This is a genomic window from Pseudomonas sp. R5-89-07, from assembly GCF_003851685.1.
GTDB lineage: Bacteria > Pseudomonadota > Gammaproteobacteria > Pseudomonadales > Pseudomonadaceae > Aquipseudomonas.
Window position 1 is genome coordinate 2,000,831 of record NZ_CP027727.1, and the last position, 26,946, is coordinate 2,027,776.

Genomic DNA, 26,946 nt, shown 5'->3' on the forward strand with positions numbered 1-26,946 from the left:
TTATTGCACGCTGTAGTTGAAGGTGGCGGTGAAGCGCTGCTCGTTGCGGCCCCCGAAGGCTTGCTCGGGGAACGGCTTGACCTGCTTGATGCGACGCAAGCTGTTGGTGGCGGCCCGGTTGAGCAACATGCTCGAGGCCTGGGTTTGCAGGCCTGAATCCAGCACGCGGCCTTGGCGGTCCACCAGCAGCCACACCACCACTTCGCCACTGGGGCGTTCGAGGGATGCCTGACGCCCGGTGGGGTACTGCTTGTAGGTGTCCAACTCGTTGCGCAAGCCCTTGAGGTAGCCGCCTTCCAGCGCCTGGCTGTCGACCTTCGGCGGCGCGGGCGGCGCCGGTGTTGGGGCGGCCTGAGTGGGCGGCGCGGCTGCTGGTTTGGCGGCCATCGGTGGCGGCGCCAGCGTGGGCTTGGCGATTACGGGCGCAGGCTTGGGCACAGGTTTTGGCTTGGGCTTGGGGTCGGGTTTGGGTACAGGTTTGGGCGGTGGTGGTGGAGCGGGCTCGGCGTCATCCTCCTCGATGACGGGCGGTGGCGGCGCTTGCTCCACCATGGGCTCGGGGACCACTTCCGGCTCTGGCTCGACCAACGCCAACTCGACCGCCGACTCGTCGTACACCGGCTCGACCTTCAAGGTCTGCGACTGGATCCCCAGTGCAATCAGCACCAGGGCGATCAGGGCCGGGACACTGCCCAGCAGCTGACGTGCGCGAAACAGGGCGTACATGATCAGGACTTGCGCGTGGCAATGGACACGGAGGTGAAGCCACCCAGGCGCAGGGTGTCCATCACTTCCACCAGGCGCGAGACTTCAACGCCTTTGTCGCTGTTGACGATGATCGTCGACCGGGTATCGGGCGTTTGCGCCGCCTTCAGCGTCGGCACCAGGGCATCCACCGTGAGGTCCTTGCCATCCAGTTGCAGCTGGCCTTCCAGGCCCAGGGTCAAGATGAACTTGTTCTGCGGTTTGAGCTGCTGCGAACTGCTGGCGCTGGGCAGCTGAGTCTTCATGCCCAGGGCCGGAATCACGTTCAAACTCACCAGTACGAAAAACACCAGGAGGAACATCATCACATCGATCATCGGGATCAGTTCGATGTGCGCCTTGCGCTTCTTGGGTTCATCCCAGGTTCTCATTCCGTTACCCCGTTATTGAATTAGGGGCAACACGCTAGCAAGCAAAAATGACCGAACGGTTAACTTTAATTTACGTTTTGAAGGCTCTAGGAAGCGTCTTACAGACCCTTGGCTGGATGATTTCTGCAGTCATGAAACTGACACGCTGGCGATACATGCTCGAAAAATTTATATCGGGAGGTGCCAGCCATGAGTCGTTCGTTGCCGCATTTGCTAACCCCGCGTCTGCTGTTGCAGGCGCTGGAAACGGAGCAGGCCGAGACGCTGTTCAGACTTGCCAACGGGCCGAACATCGCCGACAACACGGCGAATATTCCGTCGCCCTATACGTTGGAAACGGCGCAGGCTTTTATCGATGGGATGCAGGTGAAGTACCGTGCCGGCGAGCTGCTGAGCCTAGGTATGCATGTGCGAGAAAGCGGCGAGCTGGTCGGCATTGTCAGCCTGCGTCTAAACGCCCGCCACAATTATGGGCACCTGGGTGGTTGGGTAGCGGGGCACTGTCGCAATCAAGGTTATGCGGCCGAGGCGGCGAGGGCGGTGATGGACTTCGGGTTCGCTGAGCTGGGGTTGCAGCGCGTGGGCAGCCAGTGCTTCGGCCGCAACAAGGAATCGGCGCGGGTCATGCAGAAAATCGGCCTGCGCTATGAAGGATGTACACGCGAGGCGTTCCTTAAAAACGGCGCGTACGAGGACCTGTTGGGGTTCGCCATGGTGCGTGACGACTGGGAACGCCGGGTGTGAGCGGCGCAGTAGACTTCGAACGCCGCCGAGTCCTCACTGGGATTGCCGTCGCGACCGCATTTTCCATCCTGAGTCCCTTTGCGCGCAGCGCCGGGGTCGATTATCCATTCACCCTGGGTGTGGCGTCGGGTGACCCGCTGCCGGACGGGTTTGTGATCTGGACGCGCCTGGCGCCCTGCTTCAATGCCGAAGATGGACGCGGTGGCTTGCAGCGTGCGGTGCCGGTGCGCTGGCGGGTGGCCAGCGATGCGGCGATGACCCGCATCGTCAAGCAGGGCGAGGTGATGGCGACCGGGCATTTTGCCCATTCGGTGCATGTGGAGGTGGCGGGGCTGGCGGCGGGCCGGCCGTATTGGTATCAGTTCGAGGGCTTGGGCGCGCAGAGCCCGGTCGGGCAGGCGCGCACCACGCCGGCGTGGCACGAGATGGCGTCGGCCCGGCTCGGGTTCGTTTCCTGCTCGCATTGGGAACGTGGGTATTTCAGTGCCTACCGTCACCTCGCAGCCGAGCGCCCCGACCTGGTGTTTTTCCTCGGTGACTATATCTACGACAGCTCCTATGCGGCGGATTCCGGCAAAGTCTTTCGCGCCCACGGCAGCGCAAATGCGGTGAACTTGGGCGATTACCGCAACCGTTATGCGCTGTACAAGACCGACCCGGATTTGCAGGCCCTGCACGCCGCTGCGCCCAGCGTAGCGACCTGGGACGATCACGAAGTGCAGAACGACTATGCCAACCGCTGGTCTCAGGACCCGAAGATCCCCGCGACGCAGTTTCTCCAGCAGCGGGCGGCGGCCTATCAGGCGTTTTACGAGCACATGCCGTTGCGCGCGAGCAGCCGGCCACAGGGCCCGGACATGCGCATTTATCGACGCCTCGACTACGGCCAGTTGGTGCGCTTCCACGTGCTCGACGGTCGACAGTATCGCTCCGAGCAACCGTGCATCCAGGCCAACGGCAGCCATCAAGGGCATGTTGCCATCAACCCCTGCAGCGACTTGCGCGATCCAGGCCGCACCCTGCTTGGATGGCAACAAGAGGCCTGGCTGGACCAGGGGTTTGCCCAATCCCGAGCACAGTGGAACGTGATCGCCCAGGACCTGCTGGTCGCGCCACTGATACAGCGTGACCTGACCCAGCACAAGGTCGGCCGCTGGACCGATGGCTGGGATGGTTATATGGCCAACCGCACGCGGATGCTGGCGTCTATCCAGCGTAATCGTGTGCGCAATCCAGTGTTCTGGGGTGGGGATATCCACTCGTTCTGGGCCACGGATCTGCACGTGGATGGCGATGACCTCGACTCACCGATTGTCGCGACCGAGTTCGTCGGCTCTTCGGTGACCTCCGATGGCCCGCCTTATGAGGCGTTCATGAAGATTCTGCCGCTCAATCCCCATGTGAGGTTTTTTGACAGTCGTCAGCGTGGGTATGTGTCGGTGGAAGTGGACGCGCAGAAAATGCTCACGCATTTTCGTGTGATCAGTGATCCACGGGATCCTGCGGCCACGGTGTCAACGCTGCAGTCATTTGTTGTCGAGCCGGGCAGGGCGGGAGCGGTGGCGGTGTAATGTGGGAGGGGGCAAGCCCCCTCCCACATTTTGATGCTCGGCGTGTCAGTTGATTTCGTAGCGCACCGACAACGCGCCTTTTTTCTCCGACAGGGCCAGGATCGTCACTTGGCCCACTTCTCCCAGCGCTTGAACATGTGTGCCGCCACAGGCATAGGCCGGCAGCTCGCCGAAGCCGACCTCGCGAGTGCCTTCCTCCAGCTTCATATGCCGTGGATAGTCAGCGGCGATCCAACGGTTGACCTGCTGTTGGAGCGCCTCAGCCTCCATGGTTTGCGCGGCTTCGCCACGGATAAAAGTGATCTTGCCTTCACCCGGCCAATGGTGAGCCTTGATCGGCATCCAGCCCAGGCGTTCGCCGGCATTGCCAATCAAATGCCCCGCTGAATGAAGGCGCGTGTGCAGCGTGCGGCGTTGCGCATCGATCCGCGCATTGATCGGACCAGGCTCCACAGGTTGATCAACGTAGTGCACCACCTGCTCGGCTTGCTGCATGACGCGCAGTACCTGGCTGCCGCCGAGCCATCCGGTGTCGAATGGCTGGCCACCGCCTTGGGGATGGAAAATAGTCGACTGCAGAATCACCGCGAATTGGTCTTCGTGCGGTGTGCAACGGAGCACTTCCAGCTCGGCAGTCAGGTGATCATGAGTGAAAAACAGGCGCTCGGTCATCGTCTAAATCCGCAATCAGGTTGTGCGCGCAGTATAAATAGTGCGCAGATGAGTGATAATCCATTCAACTGTCAATGGACCTGTGCGTCATGAGCATCAATCTTCCTTTGCCGCTGCTGGGTGAAATGGCGATTTTCGTCAAGGTGGTGGAGACCGGCAGTTTCTCCGAAGCGGCGCGGCAACTGAGCGTTTCACCTTCAGCGGTGAGCCGCAGTATTTCGCGCCTGGAGCAGGCCCTGGCAACCCGCTTGTTGCAACGCACCACGCGCAAGCTGCGCCTTAGCGAGGGCGGCGAAGAGGTGTTCAAGCGGTGCCAGGAGATGGTCAACGCGGCGCGTTCGGTGATGGAAATCAGTGGGCAATTCACCCATGAAGCCGAAGGCCTGGTGCGGGTCAGCGTGCCGAAGGCGGTGGGGCGCTTTGTGGTGCATCCGCACATGCCGGCGTTCTTGCGGCGCTATCCCAAAGTGGATGTGCAACTGATCCTCGAGGACCGGCACGTGGACCTGATCGACGATAACGTCGACCTGAGCATCCGCATCACCGACAGCCCGCCGCCAGGTCTGGTCGGGCGCCAGTTGTTGCCGATCGAGCATTTGCTGTGCGCAACGCCGCAGTACCTGGCCGAGCACGGCACCCCGAGTCATCCCCATGATTTGCAGGAGCACAGCTGCATCTACCTGGGCGAAACCCCTGGTGATTCACGCTGGAAGTTTCGCCAGGGCGGCAAGTCGGTGACGGTCGGCGTACGCGGGCGGTATGCGGCGAACCACACGGGCGTGCGCCTGGATGCCGTGCTGCAGCATGTGGGGATTGGCAGTTTGCCGTATTTCACGGCGCGGCATGCACTGGAGGAAGGGCGGTTGGTGCAGGTGTTGCCGGCGTGGGATTTTATCGCGTCGTACCACGGTGAAGCGTGGTTGCTGCATTCGCCTACGCGGTATTTGCCACCGAAGTTGCGGGTGTTTATCGATTATCTGGTGGAGTGCATGGCGAAGGAGCCGACACTGCGCCGCCGTTAGAAATGTGGTTAAAAATGTGGGAGGGGGCTTGCCCCCGATGGCGGTGTAACAGTGACAGGTAAGCCGCTGACACATCGCTATCGGGGGCAAGCCCCCTCCCACATCTTAATCAGTGCTTGCTCTGGTCGTCCGGCATGGCCAGCAGCTGTTTTTCCTGGTTCCAGTCAAACGGCTCGTCGTTCTGCTCGGCTTCATAGCGACGTTCTTCCAGGGCCTGGTACAGGTCCAGTTCTTCGTCGGGCATGAAGTGCAGGCAATCGCCGCCAAAGAACCACAGCAGGTCGCGGGGCACCAGGTGGGCGATTTGTGGATAGCGCAGGATGACCTGACTCATCAGGTCCTGGCCCAGATACTGGCTTTCGATCGGGTCGATCGGCAGCAGGGCGCGCAGTTCGTCAAAACGTTCCAGAAACAGCGTATGGCTTTCCTCGGGTACCTGTTCGGCTTCGCCGACGGCAACCAGGATGCTACGCAGGTGGTCGAGCAAGACGAGATGATCGGCAACGACGTTGGACACGAGATAAGTCCTCTAAAGCAAAAACGGGCGCGAGAGTATATGCCTCTCGCGCCCGTATTTATATGACCGCTGGTATCAGCGGACTTTGCCCTCAGCCTGCATCAGCTCTTCCTTGCTGAAATCATCCACGTCGATCACCTTGCGACGAGCCGCTTCGGCGTCACGCAGGGTTTGCGCTTCGGCCGGTTGCAGCACGCCGGCATGCAGCGCGGCGTCGATGGCGTGTTCACCGGCAGTCGGTTTGACTTGCCCGCTCTTGAGCGCGGTGTGCAGCTTTTTCTGCAGCGGATGGCTGGTGCCGAGCAGGTCGTAGGCATGTTGCAGTGCGCCGACCGGGTCGTCCGCCGATTGTGGGCGATAGCAGCCCGCCAGCAGCTCTTCCAGGGTCGGGTCGCCTTTGGCGCGGCCGATTACGGCCGCAACCTCGGCATCCAGGGCATCGGACGGCCCGGTGTGCCGGCGCCCGAACGGGAACACGATCACCCGCAGCAGGCAGCCGAGCACCTTGTTCGGGAAGTTGCCGAGCAACTCATCCAATGCGCGTTCGGACTGGCCAAGGCTTTCTTCCATGGCCCAGGCGAACAGCGGTTCCAGGTGATCCGGCGAATCCAGGTCGTGGTAGCGCTTGAGCGCCGCCGAGGCCAGGTACATGTGGCTCAGCACGTCACCCAGGCGCGCCGACAACCGTTCACGGCGTTTCAACTCGCCACCCAGCAGCATCATGCTCAGGTCGGCGAGCAGGGCGAACGCGGCGGCCTGGCGGTTCAGCGCACGGAAATAACCCTGGCTCAAACGATTGCCGGGGGCTTTTTCGAAGTGCCCGAAGCCCAGGTTCAGCACCAGCGTACTGGCGGCGTTGCTCACGGCGAACCCGATGTGCTGCATCAGCAGGCCATCGAACTCCTTCAAGGCTTGGTCATGGTCCTCGCGACCGGCCAGGGCCATTTCCTTGAGCACGAACGGATGGCAGCGGATCGCACCCTGGCCGAAGATCATCAGGTTGCGCGACAGGATATTCGCGCCTTCCACGGTGATGAAGATCGGCGCGCCTTGCCAGCTGCGGCCCAGATAGTTGTTCGGGCCCATGATGATGCCCTTGCCACCGTGCACGTCCATGGCGTGGCTGATGCACTCGCGGCCACGTTCGGTCAGGTGGTACTTGAGGATCGCCGACAGCACCGAGGGCTTCTCCCCCATGTCCACGGCATTGGCGGTGAGCATGCGCGCGCTGTCCATCAGCCAGGCGTTGCCACCGATGCGCGCCAGGGCTTCCTGGATACCTTCGAACGCCGACAGCGGCACGTTGAACTGTTCACGTACCTGCGCGTATTGGCCGGTCACCAGGCTGGTGAATTTGGCGGCGCCGGTGCCCACCGCAGGCAGGGAAATCGAACGGCCCACGGACAGGCAGTTCATCAGCATCATCCAGCCCTTGCCGAGCATCTCCTGGCCGCCGATGAGGAATTGCAGCGGAATGAAGACGTCCTTGCCCGAGTTGGGGCCATTCATGAACGCAGCGCCCAAGGGCAGGTGGCGGCGGCCGATTTCGACGCCGGGGGTGTCGGTGGGGATCAGCGCGAGGCTGATGCCCAGGTCTTCTTCATCGCCCAGCAGGTGGTCCGGGTCATAAGCCTTGAACGCCAGGCCGAGCAAGGTCGCGACCGGGCCGAGGGTGATGTAGCGCTTTTCCCAGTTCAGGCGCAGGCCGAGGGTTTCCTTGCCTTCCCATTCACCTTTGCAGATCACGCCGGTGTCGGGCATGGCGCCGGCATCGGAGCCGGCCAGCGGGCCGGTCAGGGCGAAACACGGAATATCGTCGCCACGCGCCAGGCGCGGCAGGTAGTGGTTGCGTTGTTCGTCGGTGCCGTAGTGCAACAGCAGCTCGGCGGGGCCCAGGGAGTTGGGCACCATGACGGTGGACGCCAGGTCGCCGCTGCGGGTCGCCAGTTTCATCGCGACCTGGGAGTGGGCATAGGCGGAGAAGCCCTTGCCGCCGTATTCCTTGGGAATGATCAGCGCAAAGAAACCGTGGGTCTTGATGTGTTCCCAGGCAGCAGGCGGCAGGTCCATGGCCTGGCCGATTTCCCAATCACTGACCATGGCGCAGAGTTCTTCGGTGGGGCCATCGATGAACGCTTGTTCTTCTTCGGTCAATTGTGCCTTGGGATAGGCCAGCAATTTGTCCCAGTCTGGACGCCCGCTGAACAGTTCGCCGTCCCACCACACGGTGCCCGCGTCGATGGCATCGCGCTCGGTTTCGGACATCGGCGGCAACACTTTCTGGAACCAGCTGAACAGCGGCTTGGTGAAGTACTGGCGGCGCAAGTCGGGCAGCAGTAAAGGTACGGCCACGACGGCGATCAATACCCAGAAAATCAGCAGCAGCCAACCCGGTGCATGGCTCCAGGCGCCCATCGCCAACAGGTAAACGGCGACCACACCCAGGGCGGGCAGGGGCGCGGTGCGGCGGTGTGCCAGGTAGGCAATGCCGAGCACCAGAACCAGTATCCACAACAACAGCATATTCAATCCTCCGTGAAACCAGGGGCGAAACCACCAGGGAGCTTAGTCGGCGTCCGGCCAAGCGGGGTGATCCGGGTGTTACAAGGTGTACTGGGGATACCTGAGTCCCAGCCGCTTCATCGATAGTGACCACCCTGCGGTGGTGGAGTTCGCGGGGAAACATCGCGGAACCCGCGCGGATTTATGTGACCGGGCAGTCAGTCGGGCGGTGCGCCGCAACCCTGCAGGTTGAACACCCAGGCCTGCCGGCGACAGGCAGAATGATTCAAGCCGCGCGTGATCCGGCGTATGCTGCGACGTTCATCAAGCCATGTTCACCAACAATAAGGCGCGGTCATGCTGAAGATCTGGGGTCGTAAGAATTCGTCAAACGTCAGGAAAGCACTGTGGTGCGCCGAGGAACTCGGCCTGGACTATGAGGCAATTGATGCGGGCGGGGCTTTTGGTGTGGTCGACACGCCGCAATACCGGGCCTTGAACCCCAACGGCCGGGTGCCGATGATCGAAGACGGCGACTTCGTACTGTGGGAATCCAACACCATCGTGCGTTACTTGTGCGCCAAGCACGCGTCGGATTTTTACCCAAGCGACCTGCAAGCTCGCGCCAGTGCCGAGAAGTGGATGGACTGGACCACGTCCACACTGGCTGATCCGTTCAAGGCGGTGTTCTGGGGCATCGTGCGCACACCGGCCGAACAACGAAACTGGGACAGCATCAATGCCGGGCGCCAAGCCTGCATCGATGCACTCAAGACGGTCGACCAGGCCCTTGCCGAGCAACCTTACCTTTCAGGAAAAGCCTTCGGCATCGGTGATATTCCCCTGGGCTGCTTTGCCTATGCGTGGTTCGAGATGCCCATCGAGCGCCCGGCGATGCCCAACCTGGAGGCCTGGTACCAGCGTCTGAAGCAACGCCCAGCCTACCGCAAGGCGGTGATGACCGCGTTGACCTGATACACACTATTAATACGCGTGACTGTACTTGTGTGGTGCGGGCACGCACCATGCTGGCACCCATCGCAGGTTGAACTACCTGCGCTGTGCCCTCATCTATTGTTTCTATTCTTTTCTTTGGTGCGTAATCCGATATGAGTTCCGCTCTGTCCATCCGGCAGCTAACCAAAACCTACGGCAACGGTTTCCAGGCCCTGAGTGGTATCGATCTGGACGTCGCCGAAGGTGATTTCTTCGCCTTGCTCGGCCCCAACGGTGCCGGCAAATCCACCACCATCGGGATTCTTTCGACCCTGGTCAACAAGACCAGCGGCTCGGTGAATATCTTTGGTCATGACCTGGACAAATCCCCGGCGGCGCTCAAGCGCTCTATCGGCGTGGTGCCCCAGGAATTCAACTTCAACCAGTTCGAAAAGACCTTCGATATTGTCGTGACCCAAGCCGGCTACTACGGCATCCCGGCGAAAATCGCCAAGGAGCGCGCCGAGCAGTACCTGACCCAACTGGGCCTGTGGGACAAGCGCGATGTGCCTTCGCGCTCGTTGTCCGGGGGCATGAAGCGGCGCCTGATGATCGCCCGCGCGCTGGTGCATGAACCGCGCCTGCTGATTCTCGACGAACCCACCGCTGGCGTGGACATCGAGTTGCGTCGTTCGATGTGGACCTTTCTCACCGAGCTGAACGAGAAGGGCATCACCATCATCCTCACCACGCACTATCTGGAAGAGGCCGAGCAGCTGTGCCGTAACATCGGCATCATCGACCACGGCACCATTGTCGAGAACACCAGCATGCGTAACCTGCTGGGCCAGTTGCATGTGGAAACCTTCGTGCTCGACCTGAAAAACAACCTGTCGGCGCCGCCGCAACTGTTGGGCTACCCGAGCCGTCTGGTGGACAGCCACACGCTGGAAGTCCAGGTGGACAAAGCCATGGGCATCACCGCGCTGTTCAGCCAGTTGGCGACCCAGAATATTGAAGTGTTAAGCCTGCGTAACAAAACCAATCGCCTTGAGGAGTTGTTCGTGTCCCTGGTCGAGAAAAATCTGGCGAAGGTGGCGGTATGAGTTCCGAACTGCAACCCAACCTCGTCGCGCTGCAGACCATCGTCTACCGCGAAGTGAAGCGCTTTACCCGGATCTGGCCGCAGACCCTGCTGCCGCCGGCCATCACCATGGTCTTGTATTTCGTGATCTTCGGTAACCTGATCGGCCGGCAGATCGGCGATATGGGTGGCTTCACCTACATGGAGTACATCGTGCCGGGCCTGATCATGATGTCGGTGATCACCAACTCCTACGGCAACGTGGTGTCGAGTTTCTTTGGCAGCAAATTCCAGCGGTCCATTGAAGAGCTGATGGTCTCACCGGTGTCGCCGCACACCATCCTGATCGGCTACACCCTGGGCGGCGTGCTGCGTGGCTTGATGGTGGGGGTGATCGTGACCTTGCTGTCGTTGTTCTTCACCCACCTGCAGGTGCATCACCTGGGCGTCACCATTCTGGTGGTGGTGCTCACCGCGACGATCTTCTCGCTGCTGGGGTTTATCAACGCGGTGTTTGCGCGCAACTTCGATGATATTTCGATTATCCCGACGTTTGTGCTGACGCCATTGACCTACCTGGGCGGGGTGTTCTATTCAATCACCTTGCTGCCGCCGTTCTGGCAGACCGTATCCCTGGCCAACCCGGTGCTGCACATGGTCAATGCCTTTCGCTACGGCATTCTGGGCGTGTCGGATATCAAGATCAGCGTGGCGATTACGTTCATGTTGGTGGCCACGGTGGTGTTGTACGTCGGCTGTGCGCGGTTGCTGGTAAGCGGCCGCGGGATGCGTACGTAACCGCTGACGAATACGCGGTAAAAAATGTGGGAGGGGGCTTGCCCCCGATAGCAATCGGTCAGTCACCCTTGTACTGACTGATCCAGAGCTATCGGGGGCAAGCCCCCTCCCACATTGGTCTGTGTAAGGCTTAGTTCTTCAGCGCCAAGTCGATCAAGGTATGCAGCTCTTCAACGGCCAACGGCTGCGTCGAAAACAGAATACGAAACACCGTCGGCGCTGCGAGCAGGTTGATCAAGCGATCCACACTGGGTGCCGCCTCGTCCGGGTAACGATCAACGATCACCTGCAACTGCCCGCTCAGAATGCTCACGCAATACCCCGGCGTCAGGCTGCATTGCACGTCGCGCATCATGTTACGCCCAGGCTCCGAGCTCATTTCATCCAGGTACTGTTCAGCCCAGGCCAGCAGGTCGCCGCGCAGGCTGCCGGTATTGGCCGGCTCGGTGTCCGGCCGCAGGCGCGCCAGGGCCACATCGGCCAGCAGTGCGGACAGGTCACCCCAGCGCCGATAGATGGTCGACGGCGTGACGCCCGCGCGCGTCGCAATCATCGGCACGGTGATACTGGCGCGCTCGTGGGTTGTCAGCAGATCACGCACGGCTGAATGTACGGATTCTTGTACCCGGGCACTACGGCCCCCCGGGCGAAGGCCTTCTTTGATTGCCATGCCTAAAACCTTAACACAAAGAATTTGCTTTAAGCGCTGACGAGTAGCACACTCCACAAAAGCAAAATATTAGCTTTAGCGGAGCGTGCCTATGCCCAGCAACCTTTCTCAACGGTCCAGCCTGACATTTCTGGTGATCACGCTGCTGACCTTTCTCGCCGCCTCCAGCGCGCCGACGCCGTTGTATCAGGTGTATCAGGACAACCTGCATTTCTCGGCGGCAATGCTGACGCTGATCTTTGGCGTGTACGCCGTGAGTCTACTGGCGGCGCTGTTGACGGTGGGATCGCTTTCCGATTATGTCGGGCGCAAGCCGGTGATTTTCGTCGCGTTGATCCTGAATATCATGGCGATGCTGTTGTTTATCAATGCCGGCAGCACGGCCTATCTGATTGCCGCCCGGGCGCTGCAAGGTTTCGCCACGGGGACGGCGACAGCGGTATTGAGTGCGACGTTACTCGACACCGACCGTCTGCGCGGCCCGATGCTCAATAGTCTCGCGCCGATGTTGGGCATGGCCAGTGGCGGGCTGGGCAGTGGTTTGCTGGTGGAGTACGCGCCATGGCCGACCCGATTGATCTACTTCGCCCTGCTCGGATTGATGGGGCTTCAGGCGCTGTATGTCTGGCGCATGTCGGAAACCGTCAGCCGCCTACCGGGCGCCTTGAAATCCCTGGCGCCGACCCTGCATGTGCCGAAGCAGGCGCGCCGGGCGCTGTGGTTGGCGATGCCGCTGAATGTGGCGGTATGGGCGTTGGGTGGTTTCTATTCATCCCTGGCGCCGTCTCTGGTGCGGGCCGCAACCGGTTCAACGTCGCACCTGATCGGCGGCGGGCTGGTGGCGGTGATTACGTTGAGTGGCGCGGTGATGATCTACACCCTGCGTGAGCACCCGGCAGATAAGGTCATGCGGCTGTCGGCAATGTTGCTGGCGGCGGGCGTGGCGTTGTTGCTGACGGCCGTGCAAAGCGCCAGCCTGTGGCTGTTCTTTGTCGCGAGTGTGGTGGCCGGCCTGGGGTTCGGCGGCGGTTTTATGGGCAGTGTGCGCAGTATCGTGGGGTTGGCATTGCCCCATGAGCGGGCGGGGTTGATGTCGGCGTTCTACGTGTTGAGCTACCTGGCGTTCTGCTTGCCGGCGCTGCTGGCGGGTAACTTGAGCCGAGAGTTCGGGTTGATCGCCACCACCGATGCGTACGGCGCGCTGCTGATTCTGCTTGCCCTGAGCGCCTTGGCCGGAATGCTCTCGCAGCGCTCGCTATATCTGCATAACCGATAATATATAGAGATATTACCCGTTATATAGATATTCGAACGGGTTCTATGATGATCTCAACCTCATGCGAGGACGAGGATTGCCATCATGACCTGCTCGACCACCATCAGCTACAAACCCTTCAGTCACCTGGCCCGTCCGCGGGAAGTGATTCGCCAGTTCACCCCGAACTGGTTTGCCGCGACTATGGGCACCGGCGTGCTGGCGCTTGCCCTGGCGCAACTGCCGGTCAATCTGCCCGGCTTGCCTGCCATCGCCGAAGGGCTGTGGATGTTCACCATCGGCCTGTTCGTGCTGTTCAGCGCCCTGTATGCCGCACGCTGGGTGATGTTTTTCCACGAGGCGCGGCGGATTTTCGGGCACTCCACCGTCTCGATGTTTTTCGGCACCATCCCCATGGGCTTGGCCACCATTTTGAATGGTTTGCTGCTGTTTGGCCTGCCACGCTGGGGCAACGCTGTGATCCCTTTGGCCGAAGCCCTGTGGTGGCTGGATGTGGCCATGGCGTTGGCCTGCGGTGTGTTGATTCCGTTCATGATGTTCACCCGCCAGGAACACAGCATCGACCAGATGACGGCGGTATGGCTGCTGCCAGTGGTGGCCGCCGAAGTCGCCGCCGCCAGCGGTGGCCTGCTGGCACCGCATTTGGTGGATGCCCACTCGCAACTGGTGATGCTGGTGACCAGCTACGTACTCTGGGCGTTCTCCCTGCCGGTGGCCTTCAGCATTCTTACCATCCTGATGCTGCGCATGGCGCTGCACAAACTGCCCCACGCCAACATGGCCGCATCCAGCTGGCTGGCGCTGGGGCCCATCGGCACCGGTGCCCTGGGCATGTTGCTGCTCGGCGGCGATGCGCCGGCGATTTTCGCAGCCAATGGCCTGCCGGGGGTCGGTGAAATGGCCAATGGGCTCGGTCTGGTGGCCGGCATTACCCTGTGGGGTTTTGGCTTGTGGTGGATGTTGATCGCGGTGTTGATCACCCTGCGCTACCTGCGCGCCGGTATCCCTTTCAACCTCGGCTGGTGGGGCTTTACCTTCCCGCTGGGGGTATATGCCCTGGCGACGCTGAAACTGGCGAGCGTATTGAGTCTGCAGTTCTTCAGCGTATTGGGCAGCGTGCTGGTGATGGCCTTGGCGTTGATGTGGCTGATCGTGGCCAGGCGCACGGTGCAGGGCGCTTATAAAGGCGAGCTTTTTGTTTCACCTTGCATTGCGGTGTTAGCGAATAAGTAAGCGGGATTAGGTAAAGTCGTGGCCTGATCAATAACAGGCCACGCAGGAACACGGACGATGAGCCACCCCTCACAATTCACCTTGCTGCGCACACGGCGCTTCCTGCCGTTCTTCATCACCCAGCTGCTGGGCGCCTTCAACGACAACATCTTCAAGCAATCGTTGATTCTGGCGATTCTCTACAAGCTCGCCATCGAAGGTGACCGTTCGATCTGGGTCAACCTGTGCGCCTTGCTGTTCATCTTGCCGTTCTTCCTGTTCTCGGCGTTGGCCGGGCAGTTCGGCGAGAAATTCAACAAGGACGCGTTGATCCGCGCGATCAAGCTCGGCGAGATCGCGATCATGGCCGTGGGCGCCACCGGCTTTCTGTTCAATCATCTGGAATTGATGCTGTTGGCGCTGTTCGCCATGGGCACCCACTCGGCGCTGTTCGGCCCGGTGAAATACTCGATCATGCCCCAGGCGCTGCACGACGATGAACTGGTCGGCGGCAATGGCCTGGTGGAAATGGGCACCTTCCTGGCGATCCTCGCCGGCACCATTGGCGCGGGCATCATGATGTCTTCCACCCATTACGCGCCAGTGGTGGCCGTTGCGATCGTCGGCGTGGCGGTGCTGGGGTACCTCGCCAGCCGCAGCATCCCACGGGCGGCGGCTTCCACACCGCAATTGCGCCTGGACTGGAATATCTTCACCCAGTCCTGGGCCACGTTGCGCATGGGCCTGGGGCAGACCCCGGCAGTGTCACGTTCGATCGTCGGCAACTCATGGTTCTGGTTCGTCGGCGCGATCTACCTGACGCAGATCCCGGCCTACGCCAAGGAGTGGTTGTACGGCGACGAAACCGTCGTCACGCTGATCCTCACCGTGTTCTCGGTGGGCATCGCCCTGGGTTCGATGCTCTGCGAAAAGCTCTCCGGGCGTAAGGTGGAAATCGGCCTGGTACCGTTTGGTTCGTTCGGCTTGACGGTGTTTGGCCTGCTGCTGTGGTGGCATTCCGGCGGCTTCCCCCAGAATGTCCAGGCCAACGACTGGCTTGCGGTGCTCAGCTATGGGCAAGCCTGGTGGATGTTGTTCGATATCCTCGGCCTGGGTGTGTTCGGCGGCTTTTACATCGTGCCGCTGTATGCGCTGATCCAGTCGCGCACCGCCGAAAACGAGCGTGCCCGCGTGATCGCGGCCAACAACATCCTCAATGCGCTGTTCATGGTGGTATCGGCGATTGTGTCGATCCTGCTGCTGAGCGTGGCCAAGCTGTCGATTCCCGAGTTGTTCCTGGTGGTGTCGCTGCTCAACATTGCCGTCAACACCTACATCTTCAGGATCGTGCCCGAGTTCACCATGCGTTTCATGATCTGGCTGCTCAGCCATTCCATGTACCGCGTCGAGCACCGCAACCTGGAGCAGATTCCGGATGAAGGCGCAGCCTTGCTGGTGTGCAACCACGTGTCGTTCGTCGATGCGCTGTTGATTGGTGGCGCAGTGCGTCGGCCGATTCGGTTTGTCATGTACTACAAGATCTACCGCTTGCCGGTGCTCAACTTTATCTTCCGCACCGCCGGGGCGATTCCGATTGCCGGGCGTAACGAAGATATCCAGATCTACGAAAAGGCCTTCACGCGTATTGCCCAGTACCTGAAGGAAGGCGAGTTGGTGTGCATCTTCCCGGAAGGCAAGTTGACCGGCGATGGCCAGATGAACGAGTTTCGCGGCGGTGTCACGCGAATTCTGGAAGAGACGCCAGTGCCGGTGATTCCGCTGGCATTGCAGGGGTTGTGGGGGAGTTTTTTCAGCCGCGATCCGAACAAGGGGTTCTTCCATCGGATCTGGTCGCGGGTGGTGCTGGTGGCGGGGGAGCCGGTGTCGCCTGAGGCGGCCACGCCTGCGCAGTTACAGGCTGTAGTTGGTGTGCTGCGGGGGAGTGTCAGGTAGGACTGTGCTGGATGTGCCGGCCTCATCGGGGCAAGCCCCCTCCCACATTTGACCAGGTTGTTCCGAATGTGGGAGGGGGCTTGCCCCCGATGGCGGTAGTGGCCTAAGTGGAGATCTTAAGGCCAATAAGCCCGCAAATGATCAACGCCACACTGGCCAACCGAAACAACGCCATGGATTCGCCAAACAGGATAATCCCGGCGATCACCGTTCCCACGGCACCGACGCCCGTCCATACGGCGTAGGCCGTACCCAGCGGCAGTTCCTTCACGGCCAGCCCCAGCAGGCCAAGGCTGATAGCCATGGCGACAATAGTCAGGGCGGTAGGCAGGGGCTTGCTGAAACCGTCGGTGTACTTCAGGCCGACGGCCCAGCCGACTTCGAACAACCCGGCAAAAAACAGAATGATCCAGGACATGCTGACCTCGCTTCTTCAGGCGGGGTCGTCCCCGGATTCAACGCTCAACGGCGTCGCGGGGTCGTCCCCGCGAGGGGCCTAGAGTGCCGAACATGGACCGCACGATCAAGTTTGCGGGGTATTCTCCAGCGCGCGGCGGTCTTGCTTTTCGCTCATGCGTCGAAAGTAGGTGGAGAGCAACGCCCCGGAAATATTGTGCCAGACGCTGAACAGGGCACTGGGCACCGCCGCCAGTGGCGAGAAATGCGCACTGGCCAACGCGGCGCCGAGCCCGGAGTTCTGCATGCCCACTTCCAGCGCCAATGACTTGCGCTGCGCCAACGGCAACTTGAACAGGCGCCCGGTGAAGTAGCCGAGCAGGTAGCCGAAGCTGTTGTGCAACATCACCACGGCCATGATCAACAGGCCCGACTCGGCAATCTTCGCCTGGCTGGCAGCAACCACTGCGGCGACGATGATCACGATGCTGACCACCGAAACCAGCGGCAATACCTCAACCGCATGCCGTACCCGGCTGCCCAGCAACCGCTGCGCGACCACCCCGAGCACGATGGGCAGCAGCACAACTTGCAGGATCGACCAGAACAACTCCATGAACGACACCGGCAGCCACGCCGAGGCCAGCAGCCAGATCAGCGCCGGCGTGAGCAGCGGGGCGAGGAGGGTGGTAACGGCGGCGATGGCCACCGAGAGGGCCAGGTCGCCACGGGCCAGCCAAGTCATCACGTTGGACGAGGTGCCGCTTGGGCAGCAGCCGACCAGTATCACGCCGACGGCGATTTCCGGCGGCAGGTGAAAGACCTGGCATAGCAACCACGCCACGCCTGGCATGATCACAAAATGCGCGACTACGCCGAGGGCGACGCGCCACGGATGGCGGGCAACCTCAGCGAAATCTTCAAGTTTCAAGGTCAGGCCCATGCCGAACATCACCAGGCCCAGCAACGGTACGATGGCGCTTTTCAGGCCGATGAACCAGCTGGGTTCGAGGAACGCGAGCACGGCAAATACCAGCACCCAGTAGGCGAAGGTATTGCCAACGAAGCGGCTCAGGGCGGCGAGTGCGCGCATGGGGAAGTCCTTGTTATAGATAGGTGTCAATGCGGTCGAATGTGGGAGGGGGCTTGCTCCCGATGGCGAAGTGTCAGCCAGCGCTGATTTGACTGAACCACCGCCATCGGGGGCAAGCCCCCTCCCAGAGTTTGATCTTCACATGGCTTAGATGCCCTGTGGCGTCTCTTCGCCGCCCAGTGCTTCGATCAACGCCGGCAGGAACTCGCCGAAGGTCAGCATCATCAGGGTAAAGCTGGCATCCAACTGACCCAGGGCTTCGTCGCCGCCGTCCTGTTCGGCCTGGTCTTGCAGCAGGTCCTCGAACTTCAGGCGCTTGACAGTCATTTTGTCGTCGAGCATGAAGGACAGTTTGTCCTGCCAGGCCAGGGACAATTGAGTCACGACTTTGCCGGTAGTCAGGTGCAGTTGAATCTCTTCGCTGGTCAGGTCCTGGCGCTTGCAACGTACGATCCCACCGTCTTCGTGGGTATCGCGCAGTTCGCACTCATCGAGAACGAAGAAGTCGTCAGCTGGTTTCTGGGTGGTGACCCAGTCGGTCATGATCGCCGTCGGTGCGGTTTTCACGGTCAGTGGGCGCACGGGCAGGGTGCCGATCACTTCGCGCAGGGTGGAGAGCAGGTCTTCGGCGCGTTTCGGGCTGGCCGAGTTCACCAGGATCAGGCCCTGCTTCGGCGCGATGGCGGCGAAGGTCGACGAGCGACGAATAAAGGCGCGCGGCAGGAAAGCCTGGATGATTTCATCCTTGATCTGGTCGCGTTCCTTTTTATAGACCTTGCGCATTTGCTCGGCCTCGATCTCCTCGACCTTCTCTTTAACCGCATCGCGCACCACGCTGCCCGGCAGGATGCGTTCTTCCTTGCGCGCGGCGATCAGCAGGAAATCACCGCTGACGTGAACCAGGGGCGCGTCTTCACCTTTCCCGAAAGGCGCGACGAAACCGTAAGTCGTCAACTCCTGGCTTGCGCACGGGCGCGCCAGTTTGGTGGCCATGGCCGCTTCCAACGCCTCGGCATCAACAGGCAGATCTTGGGTCAGGCGATAGATAAGCAGGTTCTTGAACCACATGGGGTGAGTCTCTCCTCTATACAAAGGGGGGCATTATTCTCTTGATCACGCCGCAGGCCAACCCTGCGTAAGCCATTGGAAGGGCTCAAAAAAAAGATTTAAGAAAGTGCTTGCCAGACCTAAGGGCGCTCCGTAGAATGCGCGCCACACCGAAACGAAGGGTGATTAGCTCAGCTGGGAGAGCATCTGCCTTACAAGCAGAGGGTCGGCGGTTCGATCCCGTCATCACCCACCATTCGCTTCAAGTGTTACGCGCAGCGGTAGTTCAGTCGGTTAGAATACCGGCCTGTCACGCCGGGGGTCGCGGGTTCGAGTCCCGTCCGCTGCGCCATATTCGGTCATCTGGAACGCTGAACGCCAGGTCACCACGGAAAGCCCGCTCATCGAGCGGGCTTTTTATTGTCCGAAATATGGCAAAAAATCGCGCGGTAAACTTTTTTTAAATAAAGTGCATTTAAATCAAGACATTACGATTTTTTGGTGTATGATGCGCCCACACCGAAACGAAGGGTGATTAGCTCAGCTGGGAGAGCATCTGCCTTACAAGCAGAGGGTCGGCGGTTCGATCCCGTCATCACCCACCATTCGCTTCACGTGTTACGCGCAGCGGTAGTTCAGTCGGTTAGAATACCGGCCTGTCACGCCGGGGGTCGCGGGTTCGAGTCCCGTCCGCTGCGCCATATTCGGTAATCTGGAACGCTGAACGCCAGGTCACCACAAGAAGCCCGCTCATTGAGCGGGCTTTTTTTCGTCTTCGATTTAACCATTTGGTTTTTTCTTGCGTGATTGACGCGTCGCCAGATGCTCGAAGCAAAAGGACGCGGTGCCGAACACCGCGATGAGGGTGAGTACGATCATGCCGAGGGTTGAGCTTTCCACGCTGGTTTCCTACGCGGTGAAGGGATAGGCCATCACCGTAGTCGCGAGGTGTGAGCGGCTCAATAGACCCGACGCAATCCTTACGGCGCCGGGCCCATTCTTACGCCGTTTTTACGGCGCGTTGCGGCTGTGGCGGTAATCGCTGACGGCTTCGTACACCGCCTTGCGCAGCCGATTGATGCCACCGATGGGGCGATGTGCTTCCACGCCAAACCAGGGGTTGAACGACTGGTTGTCGCACGCCAGGTTCAGCGCAGGCGTGTCGAAGTCCTGCGCCGGAATTCGCACTTTGGCCACGGTCTCATAAGGCGCATCACTTTCCTTCCACTCGATGCTGGTGTCTTCGATGGGCATGAATTTTTGCGGGCTCTGTCGCTGGATCTGCAACACGAAACACGCCGGCACCCGGTCGGTGGACAGTTGTTGGTTGAGCGCGCTGCGCAGGAAGTTCGGCAGGTCCTGATTCTGCTTGGGCAGCAGGTATTCCGGGCAGCTTTGCGGGTCTGGCGTGACACGGAACTTGGCGTTCGCTGCACCGAACTTGTAGGGCGATACGGAAAAGTAGGTGGCCTGCGTCGGGCTGGCGGGGGCGGGCGCCAGTGTCGCCAGTGCAATGAACAGATGACGTACCTGCCAACTGCGCGGGTCGAGCGTGGGGAAGAACGCCAGGACTTTTTTGCCGTCCGCCTGGGCGCCGATGTTTTGCGCGTATTCCGCCACATCGCTGACAAAGAAGTTCGGATGGCTGAACATCACGAAGTCCTGTTCGGTACGGGCCTGCTGGTCGGCCATCAGCTGCTTGCCGGGCACGTCCAGCAGCTTGATGGCCATGCCGCGAGCGTCGCGGATGCTGTCGAATTGCGGATAGGCGTTGCCGTTGGACAAGCGCATCATCGCTTGCCAGGTCTTGCCCGGTTCGGTGAACACGCCCTGGCGCAAGGCCGGGTCCAGGTCGGCCAGCACGCTGACTTCGGCTTTTACACAACCGTGCGCCTTGGCGTGGGCATCGCGCAGGTAGCGCGTGCCTTCGCGGTGCTGGTCGACGATGCGTACCGCCGTCTGGATGATGCCTTGGGTCATGGCGGCTTCACCCGGCGGGATCTGTTCGTCCGGCGACACCGGGCCGCTGTGCTGCCAGGCGAACCACAGGCTGGCAACCAGCCATGCCAATAATCCCAGGCCCACCAGCCACAGCAGTGTTTTGCCGACAAAGGCGCCGAGGCGCAGCCAGAGACGCGCAAGCATGGAGGGTTCCTTGTGTTGTGATCGGATCATCATGGCAGTTGTTGCTCCAGTGGCCCGCCGAGAACCTTGAGGTATTCCAGCAGTGCCCAGCGTTCCTCAGGCAACAAACCGCGGCCGATGACGCCGTTGCCACGCTTGCCGGCACGGAATTCGTGGCCGCTGTTATGGTTGCCGGTCACCTTGGTGTCGAACAGGAAGGCGTTGTTGAATGCAGCGGTTTCAAAGCCCAGGTGACGTGCGTCGTAGTTGAAGGTGCCTTTATAGAAGGTACTGCTGCGTTCATCCTGGGGTGAAAGCAGCTGGTAAATCGTCGGCACCGAACCGTTGTGCAGGAAAGGCGGGGTGGCCCAAACGCCCGCCAGTGGCCGCGCTTTGTAGGCACGCAGTTCCCGTACCCCGATGGGCAGGCCGAATCCGTCCATGGCGGGGCGCTCGGCTGGGGTGACGCCTGCGGCGCGGTAGGCATGTTCCTCGACAAACGCGGTGACATACGCCAGGCCCTGGGCCACCGACATGCGTTTCGGGTCCAGTGGCTGGGTGGGCGCAGGGTGCAATTGTACATTCAGCCCGGCCAGCTCCTTCGGGTCCCATTGCAGGGCGCTGAGGTCGTAGCGCTGGTCGGCAATGTTGTTGGCGGTGCCGGGGTCGGTGCCGATGTAGTCCACTGCAAGCATCTTCAGTTGCCGCACCGGGCGCCCCTGTTCCAGAGTCACGGTGGGCACATGGCAACCGGCGCAGTTTTGCGCGAACAGCGCGCGGCCTCGAGCGGCAAGCGGCTTGTCGACGGCGCCGAACAGGTCTTCCGGCCAGGTGGGTGGCTTAAGGCGCTGCAGGGTCTCTTCGATCAGGTTCAGGTCGCGCACCCTTACGCTGGAAGGGTAACGCGCATCGCCCTGCAGGGGCTGGCCGGCACTGTCGAAGAAGTCCAGGGTCGCGCCCACGCCGAGGGCTTCACCGATATTGCGTGCCATCGGTTGCTGGGCCGAACCGTTCCATTGCACCCAGTCGAAGGTCCAGATGTCCCACAACTGCGGGTAATCCACGGGTGCGTTGGCGATACGATAGTTTTCCGGGGAAATGGCATCGCCAAAGCTGGCATTGGCGATGCGGCCGAAGGCGTCAGTGCGCCCCGGCCCTTCTTCGGTGGGGTAGAGGCCACGGTGGGTATCGTTCCAGGCGACCTTGAGGAATGTGTTCAACGACTGTTTGAAATCCTGGCGCAGTTGGCTGTGCTCGGCGTCGTAGCGGTCACCCAGGACCTGGCGGGCGAAGCGCTCGAACTTCCACGGGTTGTAATAAGTGGCCGCAAGGCTGGCGACCAGGGCTTGGCCGAAACTGCCGCCGCGCAGGGTCGGCACACTTGACGGCAGCACGTGCTGGGCCGAGCCGCCGTCGATGCGCAGGGCTTGGCCTTTGAAGTGCAGCTCGCCGGTATGGCAGGCGGCGCAGGTGATATCCAGGTATTCGATGTTACTGCCCGCATTTTTATGCCGGGCGAAACCCACGGGCAGGTTGCCTGGGTTTTGCGCAGTAGGCACCTGCTTGGGGTCCACCAGGAAACCGAAACGGGCCAGGTACGCTGGGGTGGCAAAACGGCGCTCGGAAAACGGCAGCTCCAGGGCAGTGAACCAGTCGTAGTGCAGGCCTTTTACTTGGGTGCCCTGGGGCGTGTAGTAATAGGTCTGGCGGTCGGCGGCGCTCCATTGGTCCTGGTAGTGCACCTGCTCCACGGGCACGTAATCGGGCAGCTTCGGGTTGACGATATAGTAGAGCACCACGGCCAGCATCAGGCCCAGGGCGATGAGGATCAGGAGGAAAACGCGGGAAAAAATGCGCAAGTTAACTATCCTTGTCGAGTTGTTGCGTTGTTATGCCACTACGCCAAGGGGGCGGCAAGTGGCCATGAGCCTGGTAATGGCCGGCCCCACGATCCTTCGCGGGGGCCCATCATGGATGAAAATGCTTTTAAACACGTGAACTTATCAGAAGTTTCCTGCTCACATGCCGGTAGCCATTGGTCGTGGCCGCCTGATAAGCTCGCGACTTTATTCGAATGCCCTTTTGGCGCATGAACAAGGAAATAGCATGAAACAGCATCGGTTGGCGGCGGCGGTGGCCCTGGTTAGCCTGGTACTTGCGGGTTGTGATTCGCAGACCAGCGTAGAGCTGAAAACCCCGGCGCAGAAAGCTTCCTACGGCATCGGCCTGAACATGGGCAAAAGCCTGGCTCAAGAAGGCATGGATGACCTGGACTCCAAAGCGGTAGCCCAAGGCATCGAAGACGCTGTCGGCAAGAAAGAGCAGAAGCTCAAGGACGACGAGTTGGTTGAAGCCTTCGCCGCACTGCAAAAGCGTGCCGAAGAACGCATGACCAAAATGAGCGAAGAGTCGGCAACGGCCGGCAAGAAATTCCTCGAAGACAACGCCAAGAAAGACGGCGTCGTCACCACCGCTTCCGGTCTGCAGTACAAGATCGTCAAGAAAGCCGATGGCGCCCAGCCCAAGCCGACCGACGTCGTGACTGTTCACTACACCGGCAAGCTCACCAACGGCACCACCTTTGACAGCTCCGTGGACCGTGGCAGCCCGATTGACCTGCCGGTCAGCGGTGTGATTCCAGGTTGGGTCGAAGGCCTGCAACTGATGCACGTAGGCGAGAAGGTCGAGTTGTACATTCCGTCCGACCTGGCTTACGGCGCTCAGAGCCCGAGCCCGGCGATTCCAGCCAACTCCGTGCTGGTATTCGACCTGGAGCTGCTGGCCATCAAGGACCCAGCCAAGGCTGAAGCCGCTGACGCACCTGCTGCATCTGCCACCAAGAAGTAATCGGCACTTGCACACACAACGCCCCGTCTCGACGGGGCGTCGTTGTTTATGGGATTTAAGAAGCGACGCGAAGCCCGCTTAAATCCAAACGAACGTCCACAACCTGTAGCAGTCTGATATAAAACTCGAGCACGGGTAGCCGCACATGCCTGCCAAGTCAATGAAATCTTGGCTTTTATTGATGTGCGCAAAAAACGCCCGATCTGACTGCAAGCCTTGCAGTCCGTGGCTTTCAGCCATGAAAAAAGGCTCTGTTCACAAGGTTATCCACAATTTGTGTGGATAACCTTTCTGTCGTATGGAACTGGAGTGACACATGAAACCACCGTTCAATTTCACCCGTTTCCTGCCTATGGCCGCGCGCCTGCTCGGACGAGGCCGTTTGCCGACCCTGCTGTTTGCGGTCGCTGCCAAAGGCTCGAGCCAGGGCAACCGCCTGGGCCAGCTCAAGGATGATCTCAAGCTGCTCCAGGCCCTGTGCCTGGCCTACTGGCGTGGCGAGTATCGGGCCATCAGCCCCAAGGCGCTGATCTCGGTGGTGGCGGGGCTGATGTACTTCCTCAGCCCGATCGATGCGATCCCGGACTTCATCCCCATGTTCGGTATGCTCGACGACATCGCCGTACTGGCGTGGGTCATGAAAACCCTGAGCGGCGAGCTGAGCGCGTTCCGCGCCTGGCGTGATGCGCAGCGCCCGGAAAAGCTCGCCGTGGTTGAGCGCCTGCCTGCAACACCTGAACTGCTCGCCCAGGAAAATCCGCAAAAAAACTAATGCTGTCGACTATCCCCCTGCGACCTCTGTGGCTGTTAGGATTACACTTCTAAGGAAAGAACTTACTTAGTAAGTGTTTTTATCCTACGGGGCAGTCATGGATATTCAGATCATTTCACGCAATGGCGAACCCGAATATGCGGTGTTGCCATGGGACCAGTACCAGGCGCTACTAAAAGCGGCCGGTCAGCAGCCACCCTCACTTGCTTCTTCCCCTGCCGCACCGATTGCCACCGACCAGGACCTGCGCCCGCTCGCAGACCTGCGCGGCCTGCGTGAAGCCAAGGGGCTGGCTATCGAAGCCCTGGCGCGCACGGTCGGTATCAGCCCCTCGTATCTTGGATTGATTGAACGTGGTGAACGCCAGCCGGATGCCGCCATTCGCCGCAGCCTGGCCTGTGAATTGGGCGTTGCAGGTTGGAGGGATGAATCTTGAGCCTACGTATCAGCCGTCAACATTGGGATGGGTTACTCAACGAACTGAACCAGGCGCGCCGCCAACGCCACCTGCTGACCTACCGTGCGCTGCTCGAACGCCTGCAATTCCCGACGCCGGCGATGCAGACCCTGGCTGCGGCGCTGGAGCACCTGGCGGCGCTGGACGCCAAGGCCGAGCAGCCGCTGCGCAGTTCCCTGGTGATCAGCCAGGGGGCCAGCCGCCTGCCGCGCACCGGGTTCTTTGAATGTGTGGAGCGCCTGGGCCGTTTCAGCGGGCCTTCTGACGGTGTGGCCGCCGCCTCCTGGCACGCTTCGGAGGTGGTACGGGTGTTCGAGTATGAGTACCCGGAATCCGCCGAGGCTTAAGCGGGCAGCAGGTCCAGGCTGTCGATCACATGAATGCTGTAGCCGGCTATATCCTTGGCATGGTGCTTGGCCTGCGACGCCAGTTCCGCCAACTGGCTGGCATCGAGTTGTGCACAGGCCTGTGGATACAAATGCACCACGCCAATCGACAGGGAAAGCAAAGCGAACTCTTGGCGTACGCCCTGGCGGTTGAGCGCGACGAAGCAGCCGGCATCAAGGTGCTCGGCGCGGTAGAAGCGCCGGCATTGGGTGTGAAAATCATCCAGCAGTTGATTGAGCCGTTTGCGCCAGTCCTGCGGGCCCAGCACCAACAGAAAGTCATCACCACCGATGTGCCCGACAAAGTCGCGGCTGGGATCGACCCGGTCATTCAGGCACTGCGCCAGGCACAGCAGCACTTCATCCCCGCGCCCATACCCGTAGATATCGTTGAATGGCTTGAAGCTATCGATATCCACGTAGCAGATCACTGATTCACGCTGTTGTTGCAGCAGACGCGTCAGGCACTGCTGGATCGGCACGTTGCCCGGCAGCAGAGTGAGCGGGTTGGCATAGCGCGCCTGCTGGATTTTCAGTTCGGTGATCAGCTTGAGCACATCGATGACCCGGCCGAGGCCCAGATAGTCGCCGTTCAAGGTGATGATGAAGTCTTCTTCAATGCGTTGCCGTGCGCGGCTGGTCAGCAAGCGGCTGACTTGCTGCAGGGATTGGCTCAACTCGACTGCCAGAAAGTCATCGCTCATCAGGCGGCTGATGGGTTTGCGTGCGAACAGGTCGGTGGCGAACGGTTTGAGCAGCGCGTCCGACAGCGAGTGTCGATGCACGATGCCAACGGGGTGGCCGCGGCTATCGAGCACCGCCAGTGAGTTGAGGTTGGCCTGGCGACGGAATGATTCGAGCACCTGGGCGGTTGCCGTGTCCTGATCCACCGCCGGCTGTTCATTGAGCAGGGCGCTAAGGTCACTGTTTTCTTCACTGAGGGCGATATTGGCGTTATCCGGCTTGGGCAGCATCAAACGTGCTTCCTGCGGCGGCTGTTCCTGGGGGCGGCAAAGCAGGTAGCCCTGGACCAGGTCGACACCCATTTCCGTCAACACCGCCAATTCCTCCGGCAACTCAATCCCTTCGGCGATCACCTGGGCGCGGGATGCCTTGGCGATCTGCAGGATCGAGCCGACGAATTCGCGCTTGAGGGCGTCCTGGTGAATGCCGTCGATAAAGTGTCGGTCGATCTTCACATAATCCGGGCGCAGCTCCGACCACAAGCGCAGGCTGGAGTAACCGGCACCCAGGTCATCCAGGGCAATGGCAAAACCCATGTGGCGATAGTGATGCAACGCGGTCTGCAACAGCTGGAAATCATCGGTGGGCGTCTGCTCGGTGAGTTCGATCACCACCTGGCTGGGTGGAATACCGAAGTCGCGCAGCAGCTGCAACGTGCGCCCTGGTTGGTGCGCCGTCTCCATCAAGGATTCCGGCGAGATATTGAGAAACAGCTTGCCCGGCAGCTTCTGCTCGCTGAAGCGCCGGCATGCGCTCTCACGGCAGGCCATCTCCAGTTCGCTCAGGCGCCCGGCATGGCTGGCGATGGAAAACAGGGCGACGGGGGAGTGCAGCGGGCTGTTGGACGGGCCGCGACTGAGGGCCTCGTAGCCCAGAATGCGTCGTTCAGACAGGCAAATGATGGGTTGGAACAGGCTGTGCAAACTGCCTTGAGCCAGGATAGAGCCCAGTGCATCCAGCTGTTCGGTCATGGTCATGGCGATCTCG

General features: G+C 60.7%; 25 protein-coding genes, 4 tRNA genes and 1 pseudogene. 18 read left to right on the forward strand and 12 right to left on the reverse strand.

Features of this window, described 5'->3' with window-relative positions:
- Entirely contained in the window at nucleotides 1-726 is a 726-nt protein-coding gene (locus C4J94_RS09270) for an energy transducer TonB (protein ID WP_124385871.1), read from the reverse strand.
- Between the two features lie 2 nt (nucleotides 727-728).
- Nucleotides 729-1,136, reverse strand: a complete 408-nt coding sequence (locus C4J94_RS09275) for a biopolymer transporter ExbD (RefSeq protein WP_124385872.1) — start codon at nucleotides 1,134-1,136, stop codon at nucleotides 729-731.
- Nucleotides 1,137-1,325: 189 nt separating this feature from the next.
- Here C4J94_RS09275 and C4J94_RS09280 point away from each other — a divergent pair, with 189 nt between their 5' ends.
- A complete protein-coding gene (locus C4J94_RS09280) occupies nucleotides 1,326-1,880 on the forward strand; it encodes a GNAT family N-acetyltransferase (protein WP_124385873.1) in 555 nt (184 codons plus the stop codon).
- Nucleotides 1,877-3,451, forward strand: coding sequence for an alkaline phosphatase (locus C4J94_RS09285; protein WP_124385874.1), 1,575 nt, complete (start codon nucleotides 1,877-1,879; stop codon nucleotides 3,449-3,451). Before C4J94_RS09280 ends, C4J94_RS09285 begins: the two co-directional genes overlap by 4 nt.
- A gap of 45 nt (nucleotides 3,452-3,496) precedes the next feature.
- On the opposite strand, the gene C4J94_RS09290 is transcribed toward C4J94_RS09285, so the two are convergent.
- Entirely contained in the window at nucleotides 3,497-4,123 is a 627-nt protein-coding gene (locus C4J94_RS09290; RefSeq protein WP_124385875.1) for an alanyl-tRNA editing protein, read from the reverse strand.
- 89 nt (nucleotides 4,124-4,212) lie between these two features.
- On the opposite strand from C4J94_RS09290, the gene C4J94_RS09295 reads away from it, so the two are divergent.
- A complete protein-coding gene (locus C4J94_RS09295) occupies nucleotides 4,213-5,145 on the forward strand; it encodes a LysR family transcriptional regulator (RefSeq protein ID WP_124385876.1) in 933 nt (310 codons plus the stop codon).
- Between the two features lie 109 nt (nucleotides 5,146-5,254).
- Here C4J94_RS09295 and C4J94_RS09300 read toward each other — a convergent pair whose 3' ends face one another.
- Entirely contained in the window at nucleotides 5,255-5,662 is a 408-nt protein-coding gene (locus C4J94_RS09300) for a PA2817 family protein (protein ID WP_124385877.1), read from the reverse strand.
- Between the two features lie 75 nt (nucleotides 5,663-5,737).
- Nucleotides 5,738-8,185, reverse strand: coding sequence for an acyl-CoA dehydrogenase (locus C4J94_RS09305; RefSeq protein WP_124385878.1), 2,448 nt, complete (start codon nucleotides 8,183-8,185; stop codon nucleotides 5,738-5,740).
- 85 nt (nucleotides 8,186-8,270) lie between these two features.
- Here C4J94_RS09305 and C4J94_RS28105 point away from each other — a divergent pair.
- The 4 genes and pseudogenes from C4J94_RS28105 to C4J94_RS09320 all read left to right on the forward strand — a co-directional run.
- Nucleotides 8,271-8,408, forward strand: a pseudogene (locus C4J94_RS28105) (cysteine protease); the annotation flags it as partial.
- A gap of 113 nt (nucleotides 8,409-8,521) precedes the next feature.
- Entirely contained in the window at nucleotides 8,522-9,139 is a 618-nt protein-coding gene (locus C4J94_RS09310; protein ID WP_124385879.1) for a glutathione S-transferase family protein, read from the forward strand.
- 134 nt (nucleotides 9,140-9,273) lie between these two features.
- Entirely contained in the window at nucleotides 9,274-10,206 is a 933-nt protein-coding gene (locus C4J94_RS09315) for an ABC transporter ATP-binding protein (RefSeq protein WP_124385880.1), read from the forward strand.
- Entirely contained in the window at nucleotides 10,203-10,982 is a 780-nt protein-coding gene (locus C4J94_RS09320) for an ABC transporter permease (protein WP_058420148.1), read from the forward strand. The genes C4J94_RS09315 and C4J94_RS09320 overlap by 4 nt, the downstream gene beginning before the upstream one ends.
- Nucleotides 10,983-11,112: 130 nt before the next feature.
- Here C4J94_RS09320 and C4J94_RS09325 read toward each other — a convergent pair whose 3' ends face one another.
- Nucleotides 11,113-11,652, reverse strand: coding sequence for a TetR/AcrR family transcriptional regulator (locus C4J94_RS09325; RefSeq protein ID WP_124385881.1), 540 nt, complete (start codon nucleotides 11,650-11,652; stop codon nucleotides 11,113-11,115).
- 91 nt (nucleotides 11,653-11,743) lie between these two features.
- On the opposite strand from C4J94_RS09325, the gene C4J94_RS09330 reads away from it, so the two are divergent.
- From C4J94_RS09330 to C4J94_RS09340, 3 genes are all read left to right on the forward strand, one after another.
- On the forward strand, nucleotides 11,744-12,928 hold the full coding sequence (locus C4J94_RS09330; RefSeq protein ID WP_124385882.1) for an MFS transporter: 1,185 nt from the start codon (nucleotides 11,744-11,746) through the stop codon (nucleotides 12,926-12,928).
- A gap of 84 nt (nucleotides 12,929-13,012) precedes the next feature.
- Nucleotides 13,013-14,161: a TDT family transporter gene (locus C4J94_RS09335; protein ID WP_124385883.1), complete on the forward strand. Its 1,149-nt coding sequence runs from the start codon at nucleotides 13,013-13,015 to the stop codon at nucleotides 14,159-14,161.
- A 57-nt stretch (nucleotides 14,162-14,218) separates the two neighbouring features.
- Nucleotides 14,219-16,093: an MFS transporter gene (locus C4J94_RS09340; RefSeq protein ID WP_124385884.1), complete on the forward strand. Its 1,875-nt coding sequence runs from the start codon at nucleotides 14,219-14,221 to the stop codon at nucleotides 16,091-16,093.
- 103 nt (nucleotides 16,094-16,196) lie between these two features.
- Here C4J94_RS09340 and sugE read toward each other — a convergent pair whose 3' ends face one another.
- From sugE to rdgC, 3 genes are all read right to left on the reverse strand, one after another.
- Complete coding sequence (gene sugE, locus C4J94_RS09345; protein ID WP_105524638.1) at nucleotides 16,197-16,511, reverse strand: quaternary ammonium compound efflux SMR transporter SugE; 315 nt, start codon at nucleotides 16,509-16,511, stop codon at nucleotides 16,197-16,199.
- 105 nt (nucleotides 16,512-16,616) lie between these two features.
- Nucleotides 16,617-17,582 carry a bile acid:sodium symporter family protein gene (locus C4J94_RS09350; protein WP_124385885.1) on the reverse strand — a complete coding sequence of 322 codons (966 nt, stop codon included), beginning with the start codon at nucleotides 17,580-17,582 and terminating at the stop codon, nucleotides 16,617-16,619.
- Between the two features lie 147 nt (nucleotides 17,583-17,729).
- The gene (gene rdgC, locus C4J94_RS09355) at nucleotides 17,730-18,650 is read right to left on the reverse strand and encodes a recombination-associated protein RdgC (RefSeq protein WP_124385886.1); all 921 of its coding nucleotides are present in this window, start codon (nucleotides 18,648-18,650) and stop codon (nucleotides 17,730-17,732) included.
- A 159-nt stretch (nucleotides 18,651-18,809) separates the two neighbouring features.
- On the opposite strand from rdgC, the gene C4J94_RS09360 reads away from it, so the two are divergent.
- From C4J94_RS09360 to C4J94_RS09375, 4 genes are all read left to right on the forward strand, one after another.
- Nucleotides 18,810-18,885, forward strand: a tRNA-Val gene (locus C4J94_RS09360).
- A gap of 19 nt (nucleotides 18,886-18,904) precedes the next feature.
- A tRNA-Asp gene (locus C4J94_RS09365) sits at nucleotides 18,905-18,981 on the forward strand.
- Nucleotides 18,982-19,158: 177 nt separating this feature from the next.
- A tRNA-Val gene (locus C4J94_RS09370) sits at nucleotides 19,159-19,234 on the forward strand.
- Between the two features lie 19 nt (nucleotides 19,235-19,253).
- Nucleotides 19,254-19,330: transfer RNA gene (locus C4J94_RS09375), tRNA-Asp, on the forward strand.
- Between the two features lie 310 nt (nucleotides 19,331-19,640).
- On the opposite strand, the gene C4J94_RS09380 is transcribed toward C4J94_RS09375, so the two are convergent.
- Both C4J94_RS09380 and C4J94_RS09385 read right to left on the reverse strand, forming a co-directional pair.
- Nucleotides 19,641-20,774: a catalase family protein gene (locus tag C4J94_RS09380; protein ID WP_124385887.1), complete on the reverse strand. Its 1,134-nt coding sequence runs from the start codon at nucleotides 20,772-20,774 to the stop codon at nucleotides 19,641-19,643.
- Between the two features lie 29 nt (nucleotides 20,775-20,803).
- Nucleotides 20,804-22,612, reverse strand: coding sequence for a cytochrome c (locus C4J94_RS09385; protein WP_124385888.1), 1,809 nt, complete (start codon nucleotides 22,610-22,612; stop codon nucleotides 20,804-20,806).
- A 247-nt stretch (nucleotides 22,613-22,859) separates the two neighbouring features.
- On the opposite strand from C4J94_RS09385, the gene C4J94_RS09390 reads away from it, so the two are divergent.
- The 4 genes from C4J94_RS09390 (at nucleotide 22,860) to C4J94_RS09405 (ending at nucleotide 25,176) form a co-directional block, all read left to right on the forward strand.
- Nucleotides 22,860-23,600 carry an FKBP-type peptidyl-prolyl cis-trans isomerase gene (locus C4J94_RS09390; RefSeq protein ID WP_124385889.1) on the forward strand — a complete coding sequence of 247 codons (741 nt, stop codon included), beginning with the start codon at nucleotides 22,860-22,862 and terminating at the stop codon, nucleotides 23,598-23,600.
- 316 nt (nucleotides 23,601-23,916) lie between these two features.
- A complete protein-coding gene (locus C4J94_RS09395) occupies nucleotides 23,917-24,372 on the forward strand; it encodes a YkvA family protein (RefSeq protein ID WP_034116849.1) in 456 nt (151 codons plus the stop codon).
- A 97-nt stretch (nucleotides 24,373-24,469) separates the two neighbouring features.
- On the forward strand, nucleotides 24,470-24,808 hold the full coding sequence (locus C4J94_RS09400; RefSeq protein WP_124385890.1) for a helix-turn-helix domain-containing protein: 339 nt from the start codon (nucleotides 24,470-24,472) through the stop codon (nucleotides 24,806-24,808).
- Nucleotides 24,805-25,176 (forward strand): hypothetical protein, encoded by a 372-nt coding sequence (locus C4J94_RS09405; protein ID WP_057725996.1) that lies wholly within the window; start codon nucleotides 24,805-24,807, stop codon nucleotides 25,174-25,176. Before C4J94_RS09400 ends, C4J94_RS09405 begins: the two co-directional genes overlap by 4 nt.
- On the opposite strand, the gene C4J94_RS09410 is transcribed toward C4J94_RS09405, so the two are convergent.
- Nucleotides 25,173-26,936, reverse strand: coding sequence for a bifunctional diguanylate cyclase/phosphodiesterase (locus C4J94_RS09410; protein WP_124385891.1), 1,764 nt, complete (start codon nucleotides 26,934-26,936; stop codon nucleotides 25,173-25,175). The genes C4J94_RS09405 and C4J94_RS09410 overlap by 4 nt on opposite strands.
- Nucleotides 26,937-26,946: the final 10 nt, after the last annotated feature.

Coding starts and splice junctions, on each gene's coding strand:
- rdgC (WP_124385886.1), bottom strand. CDS start 18,650: ATGTGGTTCAAGAACCTGCTTATCTATCGCCTGACCCAAGATCTGCCT.
- C4J94_RS09390 (WP_124385889.1), top strand. CDS start 22,860: ATGAAACAGCATCGGTTGGCGGCGGCGGTGGCCCTGGTTAGCCTGGTA.
- C4J94_RS09270 (WP_124385871.1), bottom strand. CDS start 726: ATGTACGCCCTGTTTCGCGCACGTCAGCTGCTGGGCAGTGTCCCGGCC.
- C4J94_RS09330 (WP_124385882.1), top strand. CDS start 11,744: ATGCCCAGCAACCTTTCTCAACGGTCCAGCCTGACATTTCTGGTGATC.
- C4J94_RS09280 (WP_124385873.1), top strand. CDS start 1,326: ATGAGTCGTTCGTTGCCGCATTTGCTAACCCCGCGTCTGCTGTTGCAG.
- C4J94_RS09380 (WP_124385887.1), bottom strand. CDS start 20,774: ATGCTTGCGCGTCTCTGGCTGCGCCTCGGCGCCTTTGTCGGCAAAACA.
- C4J94_RS09325 (WP_124385881.1), bottom strand. CDS start 11,652: ATGGCAATCAAAGAAGGCCTTCGCCCGGGGGGCCGTAGTGCCCGGGTA.
- C4J94_RS09335 (WP_124385883.1), top strand. CDS start 13,013: ATGACCTGCTCGACCACCATCAGCTACAAACCCTTCAGTCACCTGGCC.
- C4J94_RS09395 (WP_034116849.1), top strand. CDS start 23,917: ATGAAACCACCGTTCAATTTCACCCGTTTCCTGCCTATGGCCGCGCGC.
- C4J94_RS09350 (WP_124385885.1), bottom strand. CDS start 17,582: ATGCGCGCACTCGCCGCCCTGAGCCGCTTCGTTGGCAATACCTTCGCC.
- C4J94_RS09305 (WP_124385878.1), bottom strand. CDS start 8,185: ATGCTGTTGTTGTGGATACTGGTTCTGGTGCTCGGCATTGCCTACCTG.
- C4J94_RS09310 (WP_124385879.1), top strand. CDS start 8,522: ATGCTGAAGATCTGGGGTCGTAAGAATTCGTCAAACGTCAGGAAAGCA.
- C4J94_RS09275 (WP_124385872.1), bottom strand. CDS start 1,136: ATGAGAACCTGGGATGAACCCAAGAAGCGCAAGGCGCACATCGAACTG.
- C4J94_RS09295 (WP_124385876.1), top strand. CDS start 4,213: ATGAGCATCAATCTTCCTTTGCCGCTGCTGGGTGAAATGGCGATTTTC.
- C4J94_RS09320 (WP_058420148.1), top strand. CDS start 10,203: ATGAGTTCCGAACTGCAACCCAACCTCGTCGCGCTGCAGACCATCGTC.
- C4J94_RS09410 (WP_124385891.1), bottom strand. CDS start 26,936: ATGACCATGACCGAACAGCTGGATGCACTGGGCTCTATCCTGGCTCAA.
- C4J94_RS09340 (WP_124385884.1), top strand. CDS start 14,219: ATGAGCCACCCCTCACAATTCACCTTGCTGCGCACACGGCGCTTCCTG.
- C4J94_RS09290 (WP_124385875.1), bottom strand. CDS start 4,123: ATGACCGAGCGCCTGTTTTTCACTCATGATCACCTGACTGCCGAGCTG.
- C4J94_RS09315 (WP_124385880.1), top strand. CDS start 9,274: ATGAGTTCCGCTCTGTCCATCCGGCAGCTAACCAAAACCTACGGCAAC.
- C4J94_RS09400 (WP_124385890.1), top strand. CDS start 24,470: ATGGATATTCAGATCATTTCACGCAATGGCGAACCCGAATATGCGGTG.
- sugE (WP_105524638.1), bottom strand. CDS start 16,511: ATGTCCTGGATCATTCTGTTTTTTGCCGGGTTGTTCGAAGTCGGCTGG.